18 protein-coding genes are annotated in these 20287 nt (G+C 40.4%); 7 read left to right on the top strand and 11 right to left on the bottom strand.

The window, feature by feature from the left end; all coding sequences use genetic code 11:
* Window positions 1-14: 14 nt before the first annotated feature.
* Entirely contained in the window at window positions 15-1169 is a 1155-nt protein-coding gene (locus ACXAC4_RS22915) for a hypothetical protein (protein ID WP_475165900.1), read from the bottom strand.
* 9 nt (window positions 1170-1178) lie between these two features.
* Between ACXAC4_RS22915 and ACXAC4_RS22910 the strand changes: the two genes are divergently transcribed.
* Window positions 1179-3140, top strand: a complete 1962-nt coding sequence (locus ACXAC4_RS22910) for a methyl-accepting chemotaxis protein (RefSeq protein ID WP_475165898.1) — start codon at window positions 1179-1181, stop codon at window positions 3138-3140.
* 52 nt (window positions 3141-3192) lie between these two features.
* On the opposite strand, the gene ACXAC4_RS22905 is transcribed toward ACXAC4_RS22910, so the two are convergent.
* From ACXAC4_RS22905 to ACXAC4_RS22880, 6 genes are all read right to left on the bottom strand, one after another.
* Window positions 3193-3630 carry a BLUF domain-containing protein gene (locus ACXAC4_RS22905; RefSeq protein WP_475165896.1) on the bottom strand — a complete coding sequence of 146 codons (438 nt, stop codon included), beginning with the start codon at window positions 3628-3630 and terminating at the stop codon, window positions 3193-3195.
* Between the two features lie 123 nt (window positions 3631-3753).
* Window positions 3754-4338, bottom strand: coding sequence for an outer membrane beta-barrel protein (locus ACXAC4_RS22900; protein WP_475165894.1), 585 nt, complete (start codon window positions 4336-4338; stop codon window positions 3754-3756).
* Between the two features lie 265 nt (window positions 4339-4603).
* The gene (locus tag ACXAC4_RS22895; RefSeq protein WP_475165892.1) at window positions 4604-5908 is read right to left on the bottom strand and encodes a DUF2252 family protein; all 1305 of its coding nucleotides are present in this window, start codon (window positions 5906-5908) and stop codon (window positions 4604-4606) included.
* Between the two features lie 157 nt (window positions 5909-6065).
* A complete protein-coding gene (locus tag ACXAC4_RS22890; protein WP_475165891.1) occupies window positions 6066-6254 on the bottom strand; it encodes a DUF1272 domain-containing protein in 189 nt (62 codons plus the stop codon).
* Window positions 6255-6264: 10 nt separating this feature from the next.
* On the bottom strand, window positions 6265-7500 hold the full coding sequence (locus tag ACXAC4_RS22885) for a S41 family peptidase (RefSeq protein WP_475165890.1): 1236 nt from the start codon (window positions 7498-7500) through the stop codon (window positions 6265-6267).
* Complete coding sequence (locus ACXAC4_RS22880; protein WP_475165887.1) at window positions 7497-8447, bottom strand: GlxA family transcriptional regulator; 951 nt, start codon at window positions 8445-8447, stop codon at window positions 7497-7499. Before ACXAC4_RS22880 ends, ACXAC4_RS22885 begins: the two co-directional genes overlap by 4 nt.
* A gap of 63 nt (window positions 8448-8510) precedes the next feature.
* Between ACXAC4_RS22880 and ACXAC4_RS22875 the strand changes: the two genes are divergently transcribed.
* From ACXAC4_RS22875 to rraA, 4 genes are all read left to right on the top strand, one after another.
* Window positions 8511-8828, top strand: coding sequence for a hypothetical protein (locus tag ACXAC4_RS22875; RefSeq protein ID WP_475165886.1), 318 nt, complete (start codon window positions 8511-8513; stop codon window positions 8826-8828).
* An 81-nt stretch (window positions 8829-8909) separates the two neighbouring features.
* A complete protein-coding gene (locus ACXAC4_RS22870; protein WP_475165884.1) occupies window positions 8910-9584 on the top strand; it encodes a TorF family putative porin in 675 nt (224 codons plus the stop codon).
* A 144-nt stretch (window positions 9585-9728) separates the two neighbouring features.
* Entirely contained in the window at window positions 9729-10532 is an 804-nt protein-coding gene (locus ACXAC4_RS22865) for a substrate-binding periplasmic protein (protein WP_475167718.1), read from the top strand.
* 99 nt (window positions 10533-10631) lie between these two features.
* Window positions 10632-11111, top strand: a complete 480-nt coding sequence (rraA, locus tag ACXAC4_RS22860; protein WP_475165881.1) for a ribonuclease E activity regulator RraA — start codon at window positions 10632-10634, stop codon at window positions 11109-11111.
* 219 nt (window positions 11112-11330) lie between these two features.
* Here the strand turns inward: rraA and ACXAC4_RS22855 are convergent, their stop codons facing one another.
* A complete protein-coding gene (locus tag ACXAC4_RS22855; RefSeq protein WP_475165879.1) occupies window positions 11331-12401 on the bottom strand; it encodes a bifunctional transcriptional activator/DNA repair enzyme AdaA in 1071 nt (356 codons plus the stop codon).
* A gap of 193 nt (window positions 12402-12594) precedes the next feature.
* On the opposite strand from ACXAC4_RS22855, the gene ACXAC4_RS22850 reads away from it, so the two are divergent.
* Window positions 12595-13536 (top strand): DMT family transporter, encoded by a 942-nt coding sequence (locus ACXAC4_RS22850; RefSeq protein ID WP_475165877.1) that lies wholly within the window; start codon window positions 12595-12597, stop codon window positions 13534-13536.
* 226 nt (window positions 13537-13762) lie between these two features.
* Here ACXAC4_RS22850 and ACXAC4_RS22845 read toward each other — a convergent pair whose 3' ends face one another.
* Entirely contained in the window at window positions 13763-14740 is a 978-nt protein-coding gene (locus tag ACXAC4_RS22845; protein WP_475165872.1) for an ABC transporter substrate-binding protein, read from the bottom strand.
* A gap of 292 nt (window positions 14741-15032) precedes the next feature.
* On the opposite strand from ACXAC4_RS22845, the gene ACXAC4_RS22840 reads away from it, so the two are divergent.
* A complete protein-coding gene (locus ACXAC4_RS22840) occupies window positions 15033-18254 on the top strand; it encodes a S41 family peptidase (protein WP_475165868.1) in 3222 nt (1073 codons plus the stop codon).
* Window positions 18255-18290: 36 nt separating this feature from the next.
* Here the strand turns inward: ACXAC4_RS22840 and ACXAC4_RS22835 are convergent, their stop codons facing one another.
* Complete coding sequence (locus tag ACXAC4_RS22835) at window positions 18291-19082, bottom strand: substrate-binding periplasmic protein (RefSeq protein ID WP_475165864.1); 792 nt, start codon at window positions 19080-19082, stop codon at window positions 18291-18293.
* The gene (locus ACXAC4_RS22830) at window positions 19075-20205 is read right to left on the bottom strand and encodes a porin (protein WP_475165861.1); all 1131 of its coding nucleotides are present in this window, start codon (window positions 20203-20205) and stop codon (window positions 19075-19077) included. The genes ACXAC4_RS22835 and ACXAC4_RS22830 overlap by 8 nt, the downstream gene beginning before the upstream one ends.
* Between the last annotated feature and the right edge of the window lie 82 nt (window positions 20206-20287).

The raw sequence follows: 20287 nt of genomic DNA, 5'->3' as shown, positions 1-20287 counted from the left end.
CTTTAATTGAGTAATTACCAGTAATAATCTAATGTCAGATACCAAGCTGAAAAATCGCCCTTATTGATTTTCATGTCTCTATCAAACCAAGCATCTTGGTTTAGGTACTCTAAATAAACCCAGCCTGGGCCATAATTATATTTAACACCCGGAGCCCAAGCACTCACTGTTGAATCAACACCGCCTTGAGTGTCTGATTTAGCGAATGTGGCATCGACTAAGAATGTCCAGTCACCCATTTGATAGCTGAGTTCTGCGTTATATCGAGAGTTTTTGATATCTTGAGGTAAATTATTCGCTGTGAAATAGGCATTCGGTAGCTGACGTTCTCCGTCAATGTAACTGAGTTTTACCGCCCAGTTATCATAGTTACCTAAGTAGTAAGCAGTCATTGCTTGGTGCTTGCCATCTGTTTGCTTATTGCCCGTAATGAACTCTTCTAGTTCAGCCGTTTGAGTTGAGACCCCTAAGGTATGCGAATCCGAAATATGCCACTGAAAGTCACCGACTAGCGAGTTTAATTTTCTATATGTTTGGCGACTTCCCCAGTGTCTGTTGTCATCAGTGCTGTCAGTTGATGTGCTTCGCCAATCATCCCTAGGATAATAAGCAATTTGAACAGTGGTATTACTAAAGTTGCCTTGATACTTCAGACCGACGTCCATTTGGTCGCCATATGCAGCCAAAAACATATCGCCGGGCCAGAAATTACCGGTTTTCCAAGCAAAGGGGAGTTGGCTTTTACCTATAACCAGCTTGTGGGACGCATTAAAGTTATAACTAACCCATGCTTTGTGCAGCACATAATCAGAGCCTGTGGTGTTGTTATCTGAATCAGTGAACCCGCCAGGCCCAAGTCTAAGTTCAGCGGAATAATGCCAAGGATTGGATTTGTCTTCTTTCTTATCTAAATAAAAGACAAGCGCTTGGTCGCCTAGGTTAGTGTCATAGCTATTCTCATCATAGCTGTAGTTAATCCAAAACCCGCCAGCAAAGCCAATTTCAGCAACCGCATTTGCCGACATAAACAGATAAGGAGCTAGAAAAAAAGAAGACAATAGACGCATAACATGCCCTAAAAATAGAACCATATTGCAATAATGATAGCTTACTTTAGCAACTTGACGTAATTGAGTGCGCTGACCATATTTATAAAAATGGTTTTTCATGAAAGTGTTATGTCGATTTCCAAGAAACTCATTTGGGCATTGTTAGCGACCTTATTTGTCCCTATTGTAATTGTTGCTGTGATTATGGTGACACAAGCAAGACAGCAAGCATTTGATAACTTCTCATCAGCGAATACCCGTGAAGTTGAGCAAGTTGATAATGCCATCTCTATGTTTTTTTCAGAGATCAGTAAAGATGTCATGTATATCGCACAGCACCCAAGTGTAATAAAAGGGCAGTCTGGTATTGCGACTTATATGGCAAGCAACACCACCAAAACCATGACACCGGAGCAAAATGGCACCATAGAGGCCAGCATATTTAATTTATTTAATCAGTTCGGTTCTTCTCATCCAGGTATTGCTTATATTTATATGGGAAACCAGCAAGGTGGCTACACTCAATGGCCAAAAGGGAGTGTAAGCGCTAATTACGATCCTCGTCCCCGTCCTTGGTTTAAAAAGGGTCTCAATGCGAGTTCAGAGCCTGTCAGAACAAACGCTTATTATTGGGAGCCTGATGATGCTGTTATCGTTTCCACAGTTAAATCCTTGAAAGATAGTCGTGGAAATGTATTTGGGGTAACGGGCATGGATGTGTCTTTAAAAGGCCTGACTGAACTTATTCAAAATATTAAATTGGGAGAGTCAGGTTATTTAGTGTTAGTGGAAGATACAGGGACTATTTTGGTTGATGCTAAGCATCCACAAAACAATTTCAAAGCGTTTTCTCAAGTCTCTAATGGCTTATATCAAACGCTAGCTGAAAAGTCTTCAGGTCAAGCAGAAATCGACATAGATGGTAATAATTATATTGCGAATATTTATACCTCACCAAATTTGAAATGGAAGTTTGTGGGGTTACTTAAAAAGAGTGAAGTGATGGCATCGGCTAATGCAATGACTTGGGTTATTGTTGTAGTTAGTATTGTATTGTTACTGCTTTTATCACCCTTAAGTGTGTACTTAGCAAGGTTGATTTCGAATCCAATCATTGAAGTAACCGATGGACTCGAACAAATATCTCAAGGGGAAGGGGACTTGAGTCAAAGGCTGAAAATTCGCAGCAATGATGAAACGGGCAAACTGGCAGGTAGTTTTAATCAGTTTTTAGGTTCAATTGCAGCGTTAGTAAATGAAATAAACGACAGTTCAGGCAGTATTAATCAGTCCTCAGATAAAACTAAAACGTTATCGCAAAACCTCAGTAATTCAATTCAGATGCAACAAATGGCTTTAGAGCAAGCTGCAACGGCTATTAATGAAATGGCTGCAACAGCCAATGAAGTTGCGGCCAGTTGTGCCAGTGCTGCCGACTCAGCTAATCAAACTAAAGACGCAGCAACAGATGGTAAAATGGTGATTGAAAAAACCGTTGAGAGCGTGCAGGTTTTAAGTCATACACTTAGAGACTCTGCGTCGAATATCGAACAGTTAGATAATGAAAGCGAAAGCATCACGTCTATTTTAGATGTGATCCGTGGCATTGCCGAGCAAACTAATTTACTTGCACTGAATGCTGCTATTGAAGCTGCAAGGGCGGGAGAGCAAGGACGGGGTTTTGCTGTGGTAGCTGATGAAGTGAGAGCCTTGTCGGTAAGAACATCAGAATCAACAGAAGAAATCTCTACTCAGCTTTCTAAACTTCGCCAGATGACACAAGGCATTTCTCATGAGATGAAGTCTAGTTTGCAGACTTCAAGTCAAACTGTGGAATATACACAAGAGGCCCAACAGGCATTCAATTCAATTACTGACTCGGTGGATTTGATCAGTGATATGAACTCGCAAATTGCGACTGCAGCCGAAGAGCAGCAACATGTTGCTGAAGATATAAATCGTAATGTGGTCGACATAAAAACTGTGGCGGATGAGGTTGCAGAAGTGTCGGTGGTTGCTGAGGGGAATGCACAGAACTTATCTGAATTGGCTGCAAGGCTGAATGCCCTAGTTGGTCGATTTAAGACATAGCCGAAAAACAACTCACTCGTAAAGTGTAAAGGGGGTTTACAGCTTGATTAGGTTATTTCCTTTCTGATGGCGTATTTGTTTCTACGATATCATCAATAGTGAGTTCGTTATGGGCAAAGGCATAAAGCAATTCATAACTCAGTGGTTTTCTGGTTTTTCCTCTTAACTCAGTCACAGTTTGCAGTTGCGTTTTTTCATCGCAAGTAATGAGCCCCATTGCCCAATCTCCGAAGTTTCGCTTATCGATAGGGTTTTGTATGAGAGCTTCAATATTGTGATGTCTGGGATCTGATTTTATCAGTTCAAACAGTGCTAGCACCTTTTTTTCTTGGCCCTCTAACACTTGCATAAAATGTTTTCCATCATAGAGCAGCATACCGGTTATTTTTTCAATATTATTTCGCTTCTCGCACTCGTGCCTGAGAACTTCTAACTCTGTCCAAGAAAAAGGTTCTGAGGGTGTACTGGTATAAATGAATTCGATGAGCATAATAGAGCAGAGTTAACTATTCATAATGTTAGAATAGTCGATAGGAGAGTAATTGAAAAAATATAGAAGAAGTAGGTTATGTTTTAAATATGAATGCATAACCTACAGAGCAGCTCTGAAAATCTAAAATGCGTAAGTGAATCCAATTGTCGATGCTTTCCAGCTTTCAGACACTGAAAAAGGATCAAAATCAGGAAGTACTTGGTGTTCAAAAAAGATGCTTATTGAATCGGTAACTTGATAGTCTAAGCCAACTCCATAGCTTGCTCCGTTAAATGTCTCAGTATGAGTGAACTGGAAGCTTCCTACGATATTGTCGTTTATATCGTTATAAGCACCGAACCCTTCTATCTCTAATTTTGTACTTGTGTAACCAACTAAACCATAAATGCTCAGTGTTTCAAGTAGTGGATAAGAGGCTTTCAGCAAAAACATGCCCTGACTATCAATATCTTCACTGTACTTGTCTTTTGTACCTGAGTAAACGCTGGAGTAGCCCGATGTTCCAACTGAAATTCTTGTTTCCAACGCTATAAATTGATTAATTTCATAACCAGCGATTAACCCAGCTGTATTAAAGTCTCTACCCGGTAGAGAAATTTCTTGGCCCCCATATGATGCACCTGCATACCAGTTACTTTCGGCTTGTGCTGAAGAAATGTAGAGTGAGCTTATGCATAATAGGGAAGAAATAAGTCGTTTTTTCATTTAAAAAATCCTTTTGTCTGTTTAAAAATAAATCTAACCTGAAAGCGATGTTGGTTTCCGGATTACTTGAAGAGACACGCGTTAGGTTTGTCCCTATAATGGAGTTTTGGAAATGTTCCAGCAAGCACAGAATTGTAAGTTTTTGTTTTAATTTTGATTTTTTCATTAATTATATTGGTTGGTTGAAATATTAATAGTTCAACAAACCAATATATTTAAAAGAAGTATTTACGGTGATAAAACACCGCTGTATTTTTATAAAGTCCTAACTATTTGGGTCTTCCATCAAGTTTTTCATTATTAATAAGTCATTATTAACTTGCCCAACGTAATTATTTGCTGTTCGAATTAAACTCTTTACTTGGTTAGGTAAGCAAGCAACGACAGCTTTTTGGAAGTCTATAGAGCGGCGATCTCCTCGCATATGCGCGAGTGCCAGCGCTTCACCACAACTCAGTGCATATTGAATAACGCCGCCTTTTTCTGCGGCTCTTTTACCTAACATAAAGTGCTCTGAATCTATACCAACACGGGCATGGTGGCGAGAGCGAAGTAACCAATGTTTGTCTTGCCAAATTGCATCATCGAGAATTAGGTCGGGTCGGCGTTGCATTTTTCTTTGGCAATTGACGGTTAAATGCGCCGCGGAGAGTCGGTTGTTTACTGATACCTTTGGAAAGTACTTAATTGGCGCTGCTTCTCTTTGCTGCTTTATTTCAACAATATGTGTTTTACCTGCATCATGGGGCTGGCTTGGGCCAACTAAAACATAGTAGCGACCTAAATTATTTGAGCCTGTACCAGCGTTATGGCGCATGACGATATCGAGAATTTCATCGTCCATAAAAGGCCTGAATTGCATGTACAGGTTTTCATAGATGTCATCAGGTAGAGGAATAAACTTGTCAGGGTTTTGTTTAAATCGCCATTGAACTAAATCGACCTCTTTAGCCAAGGTGCTTTTAGTCATAAAGGCTTCGCCACCGACTACTCTTGTCAGCGCCTTATGCCAGCGCTTATACAAAATATGACCTTTTGAGAACTCAGTGAGTGCGGTTTGACTGTCGTTTTTGTGTTGTAGAGAGCGCTCACAAGTTTCGATATATGCACTCAAGAAAGCTTGCTGAGCTGAATGTACTTGTTGCTCATCAGCAAGGGGTTTTGCTTTGAGTTTTTCACATTCTGACTCAGTTTGAATTTGAGCTGCTTCGGCTTGTGCCAGTGGCAGGCTGACTAAAAATCTGAATAGATCCCAACTGGCATGACCAAAACAGGCATCATCGAAGTCATTTGGTGAAAACACCACGGTTTCACCATGCGAACCCTCTTCACTTAAAAAACCAAAATTACTGGTATGACAGTCGCCCATAATTGTTGTGAGTGGGATACTCTCTAAGGAATCAGGCAAAGTGATTATGTGGCTTGCTAAGTCTAGATACATAAGCGGCGCTGAGCCGCGCAGAAACTGAAATGGGCTGTTCACCATTTTTTTGTGTTTTGCTAAATCAAGTGATGGTTCGCACCCATCATGCTCTTTGAAATATTGAACCAGCGTTTCTTGTCTGTCCATGAGTAATCCTTTGATAAACGTTTACTCACAGTTCATGACTTTGCGAGCAATGTATTTATTGCCATTGTAACTATAAATACATTGCTCGCAATATTAGAAATTTGCTCAATGTCTTGCAGTGAAATTAAAAGATTGTGCTAGCCCTTACTCTGTTTTCTCAGCGAACTTTTACAGGGCGAATAGGCCTTGCTTCAAAGTTGCCACCGCAGTTGGGACACACATTATCAAACTCAATTTCTACACAGTGTCTACAAAAAGTGCATTCATAACTGCAGATCATCGCCTCAGTTGAATCTGAAGGTAAAGCTTTATCGCAGCATTCGCAATTAGGTTTTAATTGGAGCATGTGTTGTTCTCTATTTTTCAATTTCAGCCAGTACCGCTGAGAGCACAGGGTCGTTGCCTTGCTGGTAATCTAGCCATGAAGTTGCAATCAACATATCAGGGTACACAGCATCTGTATCTTCAAAGAGAAACGGGTAATAGCGTTTTGATACACTCAACTTTCTTTTCGAGTTAGGTAAAACGAAGCGATAGCTTTCGGAGAACTGATTTGGATCACCACCGGTTGGCGTGCCGAAAATACGCGCATTGAGAATTTGTTTAAACTGTACGGTGTTACTCATTGCCGCAGAAAAGGTCTGTTCATCTGTGAGAACAAACACACCCGTTCTCCAATCAAATTGGTCCATAGGTAACAGGCAAGATGAAAAAGCCAAACCAGTGTAAAAACTGCCACCGCCATTGCCTCTGAAATCGATAATCAAATATTTTGATTTCGCAGCCATTAATTGTTTTTGCAGTGTTTTGCACTTAGCGATGACCTGCTCAAAGCTAGGGTAGGCATTAAAATCAAAGTAAGCGATTTTTTTATCTTTTAACAAGCCTAGGCTTATACCCGGCATGCCAATATCTAGCATATTTAATTTATCTGAGTGACTTTTAAAGGCGGAACTGAGTTTGGAAAATTCGCTCATCTCAATAGGCGCTATTTGTTCTATAAGCAAATTACCATTGAGTTCAAATTTAAAACTTGCCACAGCATTATCTTTTACAAAGCCAAGACCAAGTAAGAGCTTATGTAACGTTAAGTAGTATTCAAAGCGGGTTTTGGCGCTAAATTGGTTATCGATGCCAGGCAACAGAGGTGTGATTAACTCAAAGAGTGCTTCAACGGTTAAGCCATTGATGGTTTTGAGCTCAGCGCCGATTAGGTGCTGATATTGCTTAGTTGTATCAATGACGCGTAATTTATTATCAAAGAATTTATACCTAACAGGAAAGTGCTGGTGAGGTCCTGACATCATGAAATAGTTAGTGTGCCCGTCACCAAGGGCTCCAGTGATAGCCATTAATCGCGCTTCTACTTGAGGCTCGCTTAGTAGTGGTAAATCTTGTTTGAGTTCTTTTAAAAGTTTAGCAAAGTCTCCCTCTGCAAGCGTATGAAACGGTTCAATATGCTTGGTTCTGACTTGGGTTTCAAAAAAGTTAATGTCTTCTAGCCAAGCTTGCTGCTGTTTAATTGAAAGTGTGTCGGCATTGGTGCTAAAGCTACACAAGGCGATAACGAGTAATTTAAAAATTATTTTCATGCGTGTGTGCCTTTTGCATACTGTGAAGGTGAGAGGCCAAATTGCTTTATGAAAGCACGGCGGAAACTGTCGTAATTGTTAAAACCTAATTTTTGCGAGATAAACTGCAGGCTGATGTTTTCTTCACACAATAGATCTCTGGCATGATTAAGTTTGAGTACCCGAAAATAATGACTAGGCGTGCAGTTAAGGTGCTGTTTAAATAGTCGAGTGAGTTGTCGCTCGCTCAAGCTGCAAAACTCTGCCATACGAGTAACGGTGACAGATTTGTCTAATTGCGTACTTAACCAATCAATTAATGGCGAGAGCTTTAAACTTTCACCGGATTGTAGCGCTAAAATATCTGAATATTGCTGCTGTGAGCCTGCTCGCTGCAGATACACCACCAAGTCTTTAGCGACTTTAGCAGCCATGCTATTGCCATAGTCTTCGCGAATAATAGCCAGAGCTAAATCAACACCAGACAGCACACCGGCTGATGACCATATGTTTTCATCACGAATAAAGAGGGGATCAGGCGTGACGGTTTTATTTGGGTTCTGCTTCGCTAGGCTCTCACAATGACGCCAGTGTGTTGTAATCGTCAGAGCTTTCTCATCAAAGAGTTTGGCAAGAATAAACGCCCCGGTGCAAATGCTAAAGACACGTTTTGCTTTTTTAGCTATGTCAGAAAGCGCATTAAGCTGTTTTGTAGTTAGTTGCAAGGTACGCATGCCAGTGCCCCCGCAAATGATCAAATCATCATACTCAAACTCATCACTTAGAGAGTAATCGACAGACACGTTTTGCCCGTAAGCGGTTTGTACAGGCTGTTTGCTGATCCCTAACAACTTGCACTGATAGGCATTGGCTTGAATGCTGTTAGTTTCCATAAAGGCATCAAGCGGACCAAAGAGGTCAAGAGCTTGAAAGCCATCGGCGATGAAATAGGCTTGTTTGATGGTCATGTAAGTTGTTTTTTAGGTTTTACTCAGAGAATGAATCTATATTAACGTGATGAGCTTTGTCAGTTGAAACATAAAATCGACATAAAAAGACATTTTGTGAGTGTGCTCGCCAGAGCAAATAAATTTATTGCAGAAATATCAGGGCGTGTTGAGCTTTGCTATATATTCGCTTTAATCAAAACAAAAAAATGCCCCGACGAGCGGGGCGATTGGGGAAGTTATAAGTTTATATTAGTCCATAATCCTAAATATTCAGGTGCTGTTATGTTAAATACCTTAAAAACAGGGTTAAGTATGGCTGATAATAAAAGTGTAGATATTTTGGTATTAGCAACAAGGTATTGCTTAATGTTACTTAAAGGTAAAGTATTTCTGTTTTAGAAATAGTCTGTTCATTTGTTTACAGCAGTAATTTTTGTACTACTCTCATTTCATAAAGGAAAATTATTTCAGAGTTCAATAATGAAAAAATCGATTTTATATACACTGTGTTTATGCGCTTTTCCGACTTTGGCTGATACCTCAATTACAGTGACGGGTGTGTCTGATTATTTGTTTAATGGGGTAAGCCAAACTCAAGAAGACCCAGCCATTCAGGCAAGCTTTGATTGGGCTGGGGATACCGGGTGGTATGCAGGAGTCTGGGGTTCAAATGTCGATTTTGGCGAAGATACCAACATCGAGTTTGATGGTTATGTAGGTTACTACACGGCTCTGAATGATGTGCTTAATTTAGATGTCGGTATTGCGCAGTACACCTACCATGGTGCCGATGTGAGTTCTAGCTATAACTATGCAGAAGCCTATGCAAAGTTTAATTACGGTAACACTAACCTTAACTTTTGGTATGCGTGGGATTACTTTGGCACTGGTGCAGGCCATAGTATTGTGATGCTGACTCATAACTTCCCTGTGAACGAGTCATTTTCGGTTGATGTAGGCATCGATTACTCCATGAGTATGGATGATGAAAAGTGGACTTGGGAGGACAAAGACGATGACTACATTCATTGGCGAGTGACGGGGAATTACTCCGTCAGCGGCTGGGACTTATCTTTGGGTTATGAAGACACCGATCTCGACACCTATGGCGATTCGACAATTTTGTTTACCGTAGGCAAAACCTTTAGCTTATAAACACCCTCTATATTTCACTTAACGGCCATTTCCATAATTCATTCAGGAAATGGCAATTCTCTATTTTCTTCCTATGCTTAAATTTAGACATAAACTTGAAACATAAGTTTTTCATACTCTTATTTTTATCTAAGGTGTTGCTTGATGAAGTTAAAAAGGTGCTGTATTGCTCTGCTGTTTGCTTCGACCTATGCTATTGGTTCTGAGCAATCGCTCACCATCTATACCGAAGAATTTCCACCTTATAACTTTCTAGAAAAAGGCGTTGTCGTTGGCGTGAATGCCGATATTGTGGCTATGGCTTGTAAAATGGCAAATTTAACATGCAATTTTGCATTGTACCCTTGGAAGCGCGCGATGACATTGAGCCTAAAACATGAGCATAGTGGTCTAGTGTCCACATCTAGGCTGCCAAGCCGTGAACAGCAATTCCAATGGGTTGGGCCACTTATTTCAAGCCCTGGGTGCTTTTATAAACTTACTGAACGCGATGATATTGAAATAAACAACAAAGAAGAGTTGGCAAATTACACGGTTGCTTTACATAAAGGCGATGCATATGAAGAAGTGCTCAAGCAGTGGGGATTTAAAGAGCATATAAATTACATTCTTTTTTCTGAAAAGTTTGCAGAAATAAAAGCGTTTACTGAGGGCAAACTCGATTTGTTTATTGCCTCCGCGAATAGCTTGAAATTCCACATTCAGAATTATCGACTTCGACCTGAGCAGGTTGTTCCAGCTTACTATATAGATGATCCTCGACTAGGTGGAAATTATTTGGCTTTAAATAAGAGGGTGCCTCAAACATTGGTTACTCAACTACAAAATGCAATTGACGAAATTTATTCAAAAGGCTTGGACTTACCCATCAAAGAGCGTTATCTAGAAACTATCACACAAATTTCAGAGCAAGAGCTCTCGCTAGAAGCCCGTTGCACTCACCAATAATATGCATTCTATGAATAGCCGCTATTTGCTTAAGAGATTGTGAATTTTTAATTTTAACTGCTTAAGTAAGTACTATCTTGACTTAAATTGGAATCATAAATGTCTGTTTTCACGACCCCCGATCTGTACGACGAATACGGCGATACTTTACAAGTTATGGAGCATGGCTTGTCACACTTTGGTAAATCACGCTATATGAAAGGCCAAGCCGTGATTATCCGCTGCCCAGAAGATAACAGCCTAGTTGGCGAGTTTTTACGACAACCAGGCGAAAATAAGGTGTTAATCGTTGATGCTCAAGGCTCTAAATCATTTGCTTTTCTTGGTGATAATCTGGCTATATCAGCCATTAAAAACCAATGGTCAGGCATTATTGTAAATGGCTGTGTTCGCGATGTGGAAATATTAAAAACATTGTCCTTTTGTGTCATGGCGCTAGGGCACGTACCGCGTAAAACCAAAAAGCAAGGCTTAGGCTGTGTGTTAAGTTCGCTTACTTTACTCGGTGCAGAGGTATCAGAAGGTGATTGGGTGTATGCCGATGAGAATGGGGTAGTGATTAGTAAAATGGAGGTTTAGAGGGTGGTGGCTGGTTGTTGTGAGCGAATTATCGCTCTAACACTTTTTTGGACATTAATGAGTTAGAGATGAAGGATAGCTTTGTGTCATTATCAGACGTTAAACAATTAACCTATAGAACTAATTGCGATCAATAAGTATGTGCTTATGTGATCGACATAAAGCAAAAGCACATGGTTGAGTTTAAGCTAAACACTAAATTACAGAGATTTGCCAACTTTAGTCTATTTGTTTGCTATTTTTTCTGTCGATGTCCAATAAAGTCCTTTTTCGTTCTATACCCCAACGATAACCACCTAGGGAGCCATCTCCCCTGAGTACGCGGTGGCATGGAATAAGTACTGCTATTGGGTTTTTACCACATGCCGTTCCTACTGCTCTAACAGCTTTAGGATTATCAATATGAGAGGCAACTTCACCATAACTCGCTACGTCTCCTTCTCTGATACTAAGCAGAAATTTCCATACTTTGATTTGAAAGGCTGTTCCTCGAATATCAAGAGGAATATTTGGTTTTGGTGCATCTCTACTTATATGAGCATCCAATTCAATCATCCATTGATCTAGCTCTGGGGCATTCTGGGCTTCAGAGTGTACTAATTGGGCTTTAGGAAACTCTTTAGATAGCATGTCAACTAGCACTTCCTCATCTTCTCCGAATTGTACTGAACATACTCCTTTTTCTGTCGCTGCCATTATCATGTGGCCGATAGCGCTTTTTCTGCAAGCGTAATGAATGACTTCTCCTTCACCACCGGCCCTGTATGCTTTGGGTGTCATACCTATGTGCCGAGCTTCCTCACCATAGATACGACTGATTGAACCAAAACCAGATGAGTAAATAGCTTCAGTAATTCCTTCACCACTTTTTAACGAGTGCTTAAATTTTCTCATACGCACAGCATCTTGATATTGCTTTGGCGATACACCGAACATTTCTTTAAATACTCGCTGTAATCGAGAAGATGAAAGATTGGCTACAGTACCTAGTTGAGCTAACGTAATTTTATCTTCGAAATGGTTTTCAATGTACCGAGCAACTTCAATCATTAAACCTGTTCGGTCATTTTGCTTTGATGGAGAGCAACGTTTGCAAGGACGAAAACCTTCCTTCATTGCTGACTCTGTACTGAAGAAAAACCTCAAGTTTTCAGGGTTTGGTGATCTGGTTGAGCATGATGGAAAGCAGAATACCCCTGTAGTAACAACTCCGTAGAAAAATTGCCCATCAAAGGCGTTATCTCTTCGTGCTACTGCTTTTCTCATTTTGCTTTCAGATAAATCTGGCATAACCCTTCTCATCAATTAACCTGTTGAATATTATCTAATCATATAAGACCTGTGGAAAACATCTGAATCTTGCTAAGGAATTATTTTTTACTATAGTTTTTACTTTACAAGAAATAGCAATATTCGGATGTTTTGAAATTGAAGCGATAGTTAGTATTGAAAACAATTATTATCTCTTAGGGTTAAAACAACAATGACAACATCCATCAGCCATACAATGAACTTTAAAGTATGGGCAATGCTCATTATTCTTTCTGTTTTGTGGGGTGGTTCCTTCTTTTTTGTGGGTGTAGCGGTTAATGAATTACCTCCATTCACAATTGTTACTCTTAGAGTTGCCATAGCCGCAATCATTTTATGGGGAATAGCTTTTATTCTGGGACACCGTCCGCCAAAAAAAATGAAAGTTTGGATTTCATTTTTTGCGATTGGATTATTGAACAATGTCATTCCATTTGTATTAATTGCATGGGGGCAAACTCAAGTAGCCTCAGGCATTGCATCAATCCTCAATGCTGCAACACCTATATTTACTGTCATTATCGCGGGCATTATGCTTGCAGATGAGCGTCCTTCTATATTAAAAATCATCGGTGCAGGAATCGGATTAACTGGCGTGGTCGTTATGATTGGTGTACCTACATTCGGTGGCGAAGGTAAATTGTTAGCGCAAATTGCAATTGTAATAGCAACAATATCTTACGCCTTTGCTGGAGTATATGGTAGAAGATTCAAATCGATGAAAATTAACCCAATCATAACCGCAGCAGGTCAAGTAACTGCGTCAACATTTATATTAATTCCTGTAACATTGTTTATTGATGGTCCAGTCAATGTACAAGGCGTAAACCCAAGTACCTGGGGTGCTGTTATTTGTCTTGCGATTTTCTCTACCGCTATAGCCTATGTGCTTTATTTTAGGATTTTAGAATTAGCCGGAGCCACAAACCTATTGTTAGTCACGATGCTTATACCTATTTCCGCAATACTGCTTGGTTCACTTTTCTTGAGTGAGTCTTTAACCGCAATACATTTTTTAGGAATGGGATTAATTGCATTAGGGTTATCAGCAATTGATGGTCGCATATGGAAAAAAGTTAAACTGGCTGTAATGAAACGAAGCGCTCTTAGCTGAGCAGGAAGCAAGTAGAGTATTATTAGGAGTGAAAATAGAGCGAAATGAAGAAGAATTGTAGGTCTCTTTTTCGCTCTTTTGAGTATGAATTCACCTAAACACGTTTTGGGGCAGAAACGAGCTAAGCTGATGCTCAACTCATTTCACATTTATAGGTGTTATTGCACCAAACAGTTTTAATAAGACTATTTAAAAAGGCTTTTACAGCCCGCACTTTTGATGACTGCTACTCACAAATCAAATTGTCGATAGAAAACGTGCGCTTGGTATCTGAATCATTTAAGAAGTTGGCAAAATTACACTGATTAAAACGCTTTTGCTGCAAAGCCGACATAAAGGCTTGGTAGGCTTTGATGTTACTGTGTTGAAAAATAGAATGTTCTATTCTTTCAGGTTGCCTTTTGCCTTCAGATAACTCTTTGATCATAACCATGGCATACGCGCCTAGTGTGACATGACCACCAACAGACACGGCTAGTCTTCCTTCAGGAATATCGTCATCCCAGTTTATGCCGCCAATTCTCATTGTTGGTAACAAGTTGTAACTCGCTACTGCAGAGGTTGCGCCACAGGCCATGGCATCATTGGCTGCCCAAATAATGTCTACCTTTTGGTGTTTCAAAATGCCTTTTACTTTTTCATAAGCATGTTGTTTTGACCAGTGTGCAACTGTGCTATCTATTAAGTGCACTTCAGGGTGCGAATTCAAAAAGCTATTGAGTCCTTCAGCTCGAGCAACTGAAGCAGGAGAGGTTGTATCTCCATGTAGGGCGAGCACATTGACTTTGCCGTGTGTGGTTTTGTTTGTGACTAATGCATCATGGAGTTGTTCGGCTAAAGAAAAGCCTGCGTCAAAATTATTCGGGATTAAGCTGCCAGCATAATATTGTCTCTGCTCTGCGGAGAGAGAGCTAAGCTCTTCATCTGAGAGGTCATTGAGCAACATAAATACTGGAATTTTATGTTTGGTGATCTCTTCAACCAATTTGACCGCGACCCCTTTCTCATTGACCAAAATCGCATAATCTGGTTTTTTAGCTATCACATCCGTAGCAAATGACTTCATGAGAATGTGATTACGGTTGGCATAAATGGTGGTGAGGTTGATGTCTAAGTCGTCAGCAGCTTCTTGCATGAAGTAATTAACATTCGGCCAAAAATGCCCGGTTGGATTATTTGATGGGTGACCCGGGTTCAAAAACATAACATTAAGTTGATTTGCCTGAACGAAAAAACTAGGCAAAAAACAAAATAGAATGAAAAAAACGAAAACCCTAATCATGATTACTCACAAGATGTACCTTTCTTGCCATATTACTAATCATAGCCAGTTAAGCAAATTTTACTGTTGAGTTTTTTACATGTACAAAAAGCTCTAGGAGTATCAATTTACTTTTTATCGTTACATTTTGTCACAACCAACTTATCTCAAAAAGCTTTCACAGCAGACTTAAATGTTATTATGTAACATTAGTCATTATAAAAACGAGCGAAGAATGAAAATTAAAAATCTTGTTTTGGCCATGGCTGCCGTCGTTGCGCCTTTGGCTTCTGCGTTTCAAACGCAAGATACCCGTATCTTACGATTCCCTGATATTCATAAAGAGCATGTCACATTTGTATATGCAGGTGACATTTACGTTGCTAACACCAAGACAGGAAAAAGCCAGCGTTTAACTCATCATGAGGGGTTCGAAACTTTTCCTAAGTTTTCTCCAGACGGAAGTAAAATTGCATTCTCAGCCCAATACAACGGCAGTCGCCAAGTTTATGTAATAAACCGTGATGGCTCAGGTTTGAAACAATTAACTTACTACAATGATGTTGGCCCTATGCCACCTCGAGGTGGTTATGATTACCGTGTTATGGATTGGACGCCAGACGGAAAAAATATCGTATTTAGAGCAAATAGAACGCCTTGGGGTAAGCGAATGGGTCGTCCATACATGGTGCCAGCAGGAGGGGGCTTAGAGCAACCCATGGCAATACCTGAAACGGGCGGCGGTATGCTTTCTCCAGATGGTAGCAAGTACGTTTATACCCCAATAGACAGAGAGTTTAGAACGTGGAAGCGTTCACGTGGTGGTCGTGCTCAAGATGTGTGGGTGTATGACTTAGAAAATAATACTTCAAAACAACTCACGTCTCATCGCGCTACAGATCAACAGCCTACCTGGGTAAATGACAGTATTTATTTCGTCTCAGATAGAGATTACACCCTTAATTTATATAAATACCGTGAGGGTAAAGCGCCTATTCGAATGACAACGCACGATGACTTCGATGTATTGTGGCCTTCTTCGGGTCCAGATGCGATTGTTTATGAGAATGGGGGTTATCTATACCGTTTCGATGAAGCGACAAAGTCCTCTGAAAAACTAACGATAAATGTTGAGGGGATCAGAGAGCATACTTTGCCTTACAGCAAAAATGTGAGTGACTTTATTGACTCGATGGACATCTCTCATGATGGCAATCGCGCGGTGTTTACAGCCCGCGGTGAAATATTCACAGTACCTGTAAAACAAGGTCCGACTCGTAACTTAAGCTACACGCCTGAAGGCCGTGAGATAGAAGCCAGTTGGTCGCCAAATGGTCGATATATCGCTTATATGAGCGATATGACTGGCGAGTATGAAATTTATATTAAAGATCGTGCTAACAATAATGAAGTTAAACAGTTAACAAGTAATGGCACAATTTGGCGTTTCACGCCTAAGTGGTCACCTGATAACAGCAAACTACTTTTTGCAGATAAAAACCATACACTTTGGTTACTTGATATCGTATCTGGCAAACAAACAAAAATAGATGTAGCAAAGTTTGATGAAAACGGCCTTACTCAATATGTTTGGTCGCCAAATTCAAACGATATTGTGTATGTAAAAAATAACGAAAACCGCTACTCATCGTTATTTCATTTCAATATTGAGTCACAGAAGGTAACACGCTTAACAGATGAGATGACATCTGAAAGTAACCCGACTTTTTCTCCTGACGGTGAGTATCTGTATTTCAGCTCTGAACGTGATTACAACTTAACGTTCAGTTCGTATGAGTTTGATTATATGTTTAATCGTGCCACGCGAGTTTATGCGGTTGCTGTAAATAATCAAATCACACCCATTAACGCATTAAGCTCTGATGAAGCGGGCATTGTTACTGAAAAGACTGAAGATAAATCTAAACAAGAAAACACGAATGCGCTTGAGCCTCAAGGTTTTATGAAGCGTGTCGTCGCTACAAATGCACCAGCAGGAAATTATCGTGGCTTAACGGGTGTAGAAGGTGGGGTTTTAACGCTATCTGGTGGTGCCCTTAAGCTTATTTCGAATAAGCCTGATGGCAAAGTGGCGACAGTCGCTTCTGGCGTGAGTCAGTATAAAGTGTCGACGAATGGTAAACACATCATTGCTCGCTCAGGTAAAAACATCAGTGTTATTAAGCCTAAAGCAAAACAAGACCTTAAAGCGAATCAGCTCGATCTCTCGAAGATGAATTTAAAAATTGATCCTAAGGTCGAGTGGCAACAAATGTATGTTGAGGGGTGGCGTACATTGCGTGATTGGTTCTATGATGAAAATCACCATGGCCAAGATTGGGATGCAATTTTAAAACGTTATCAACCCATGGCGGATGCGGTAGCACACAGAACTGATTTAGATTATGTGCTTAGCGAAATCGCGGGTGAAATTAATGCGGGTCATATTTATGTTCAATCGGGCGATGCGCCAACCGCTGAACGTAAAAAGCATGGTCTATTAGGTGCTGAAGTAGAAAGTCACCCGTCTGGTTTTGTAAAGATAAACAAGATTTATCAAGGCGAAGACTGGCATGAAGACTTCCGCTCGCCTCTGGGTCAAACAGGCATTAATGCCTCTGTAGGAAACTTCATTTTATCGGTGAATGGCCAAGCCGTAGATCAAGTGAGTAACTTCTTTGAATTGCTAGAAAATACTCAGGGTGAGCCAGTTGAGCTAATGCTGTCTGATTCACCTAGTTTAGATGCTGCTTGGAAGGTGACAGTTAAACCTGTAGCCAGTGAGCAAGGTCTACGATACTTGGAGTGGGTGAACAGCCGAGCTGAATACGTCAGCAAGTTATCAAATGGTAAGATTGGTTATGTACATTTACCAAATACACACTACGAAGGTAACCGCTCTTTATTCAAGAACTTTATGCCACAAACGACAAAAGAGGCCATGATCATTGATGATCGTTACAACGGTGGTGGTTTTATTCCTGAACATTTAATTACTTGGTTATCTCGCAAGCCATTAAATTACTGGAAACGTCGTGGTGTTGAGCCAACTAAAACGCCAGCATTTGCACACGATGGTCCTAAAGCCATGCTAATTAACGGTTATTCGAGTTCAGGTGGTGATGCATTACCTTACTATTTCCGTCAAGCAGGTCTTGGTAAGTTAATTGGCACGCGAACTTGGGGTGGCTTGATTGGTATTTCTGGTAACCCATACCTTGTTGATGGTGGGCAAGTGATTGCTGCTACTTTCCGTATTCTTGATAACGACGGCAACTGGATCATAGAGAATGAAGGGGTAACACCAGATATCGAAGTGGTCGATCGTCCAGAGCTTATTCATGCAGGAAAAGACCCCTCGGTCGAGCGCGCAGTTAAAGAGCTTCTTAAAGAATTAGAAGCTAACCCTAAAAAGCCGCTTGTCGTGCCACCTGCGCCGAGTAACTTTAGAGACTAAAAGTCATTATTCTTATAAGGGGCGAGTAGCCCCTTTTTAATCTTTGAACTCAGGGTATTGCTCTTTGATGGTTAAGATTGCTTGGTTGAGTTTATGTATTAAATCTTCTTTATAAGCAAACTTAATATGTTCACTGTTACTAAAGCCAATATGCGCGGTTTGACGACTTATCTCATCAACTTCAACAAATTTTATATCAAGTGCACTGGGCATTTGAGCTAAGTTAAATTGTATTGCACGGCTATCATTTACATAGCAGTCGAGCTTTTTCTCAAGTAATTTTTGCAAATTCGACTGGGTGCTTTTGTTTTCCCATACTTTAATAGCGCCGCTTTTTATTAAAGCTTTATATCTGTCATCAAACATTAAATAACCTGCATTGATACCCACGTTTAGCGGTTTTCTGTTAGAGAAATCTTTTAAATCAAGATTGCTTGGAGCTAAAAGTTCTGGCAAATATGTATTTGGGTGACAAACAGTGACAACCCTCTCTGTTAATAATGTGACTGAGTAGGGTCCAATATATGGGCGAGCTTGCCTGTGTATGTACGGGGGCAAAATTGCAAAAGCATGGCCCAATTCTATTTCCTTTAAAGCTCGCTTCCATGGCATCGCTTCAAACTGAATATCGTAGTCATTTTTCAGTAAATTAGCCGCTTTTCTGATCAGAGTAATGTAAATCCCTTGTGGGTTACCATTGACCGCATAGCTATAAGGGGGGTAATCCTCGTCAACAATCACTTTTACTTTTACGGCTTTTGCTTCACTGATGTTTGATAAAAACAATGAGCAAAAGAGTAGCAATAGTAATAGGTTGCTTTTACTCATCTAAAAACTTCACATAGTCATATCTAAAGCCCACAGAAATAGAATCAAATCCTGTGCTATTGGTATAGTCCTTCGTTAAGTACTCTAAATGAAAGCGTAGTTTGTCGGCCGGTAGCCACTCCAGCGTCACGTTATAGCCGTCAAAACCATTGCCACTGTTATCTAGGCCGTCGTCGAAATCAAAATATCCGAGTTTAAGTTTATAGTGCTTGGAGATTGGATAGCCCATAGAAATATCGAATGTTGAGCCATCTCGGTCATTATTTGTGATGCGATCGTAACTTTTGTCTTGATAACCCACAGCAAGATAGAGGTTTGATGGGAAAGTGTATGCACCCGAGAAGGCTAAAATACGGTTCTCTCCTAAATGTGTTTCGGCGTCATACACCTGGTTGTTTTGATAGGTCATCGCGAGATGAAGGTTATCGACATCATAGCTTAGGCCTGCATTGAATAAGTCTGAGTAATTATCACCATTTTCACCGTCGTATTGTGCGCCTGCTTTAAAGGTAAAGTCACCGAATTGTTTTGAGTAGGTGAGGAAGTTGTTCACGAAGAAAATGCTTTCGGGGTCGTAGGCAAATGGACTACTGGCATGGTTGAAAATATCAATATATTCAGCAATGTATAAGTACTGTGCGGGACGCTGTTTGCCTATACCTACTTCACCGAGGGGCGTGTCGAGCGCGACATACACTTGCCTTGCTTTACCAAAATCGCCATTGTTAGATAAATCTATGCCCCATTCGCCATGCAGCGTGGCTTTATATTCATTCGAAAATTGATGAGTTGATTTAACGCCCATGTGCGATAACGCATCTCTGACGTCTAAGGTGCTTTCACCAGCGTTATCTATATATCCATAAGTCGGTCTGATGGTGGCGTAAAACTTTAGGTCTTTGTCAGGCTTAGCCTTACCAGTTTTATCTATACTCGGTTTTGGCGCTGACTTTTCAGCTACAGGATGATTTGCTTGGGCTTTTTCTAGCGCTTCTATTTTTTGCTGCAATAGTTTTAATTGCGCTTTCAACAAGGCTATTTCGTCTTGTGTATTCGAAGTTGCTGATACGTTTACTGCATAGATAAGACTTAACAAGGCGGCGACAAAAGCGATGCTTCTCATAAGAATTCTCTGCAAAAGTGCGTGTTTTTTTGAGTATAGTTTATATTTACACAATGCTAACGGCTTTCTTGCTGAATTCGAA

It is taken from the genome of Pseudoalteromonas sp. AWM4_233, assembly GCF_056158285.1.
Note: the sequence above shows the minus strand (reverse complement) of the source record. Positions and strands in the feature narration are given on the sequence as shown.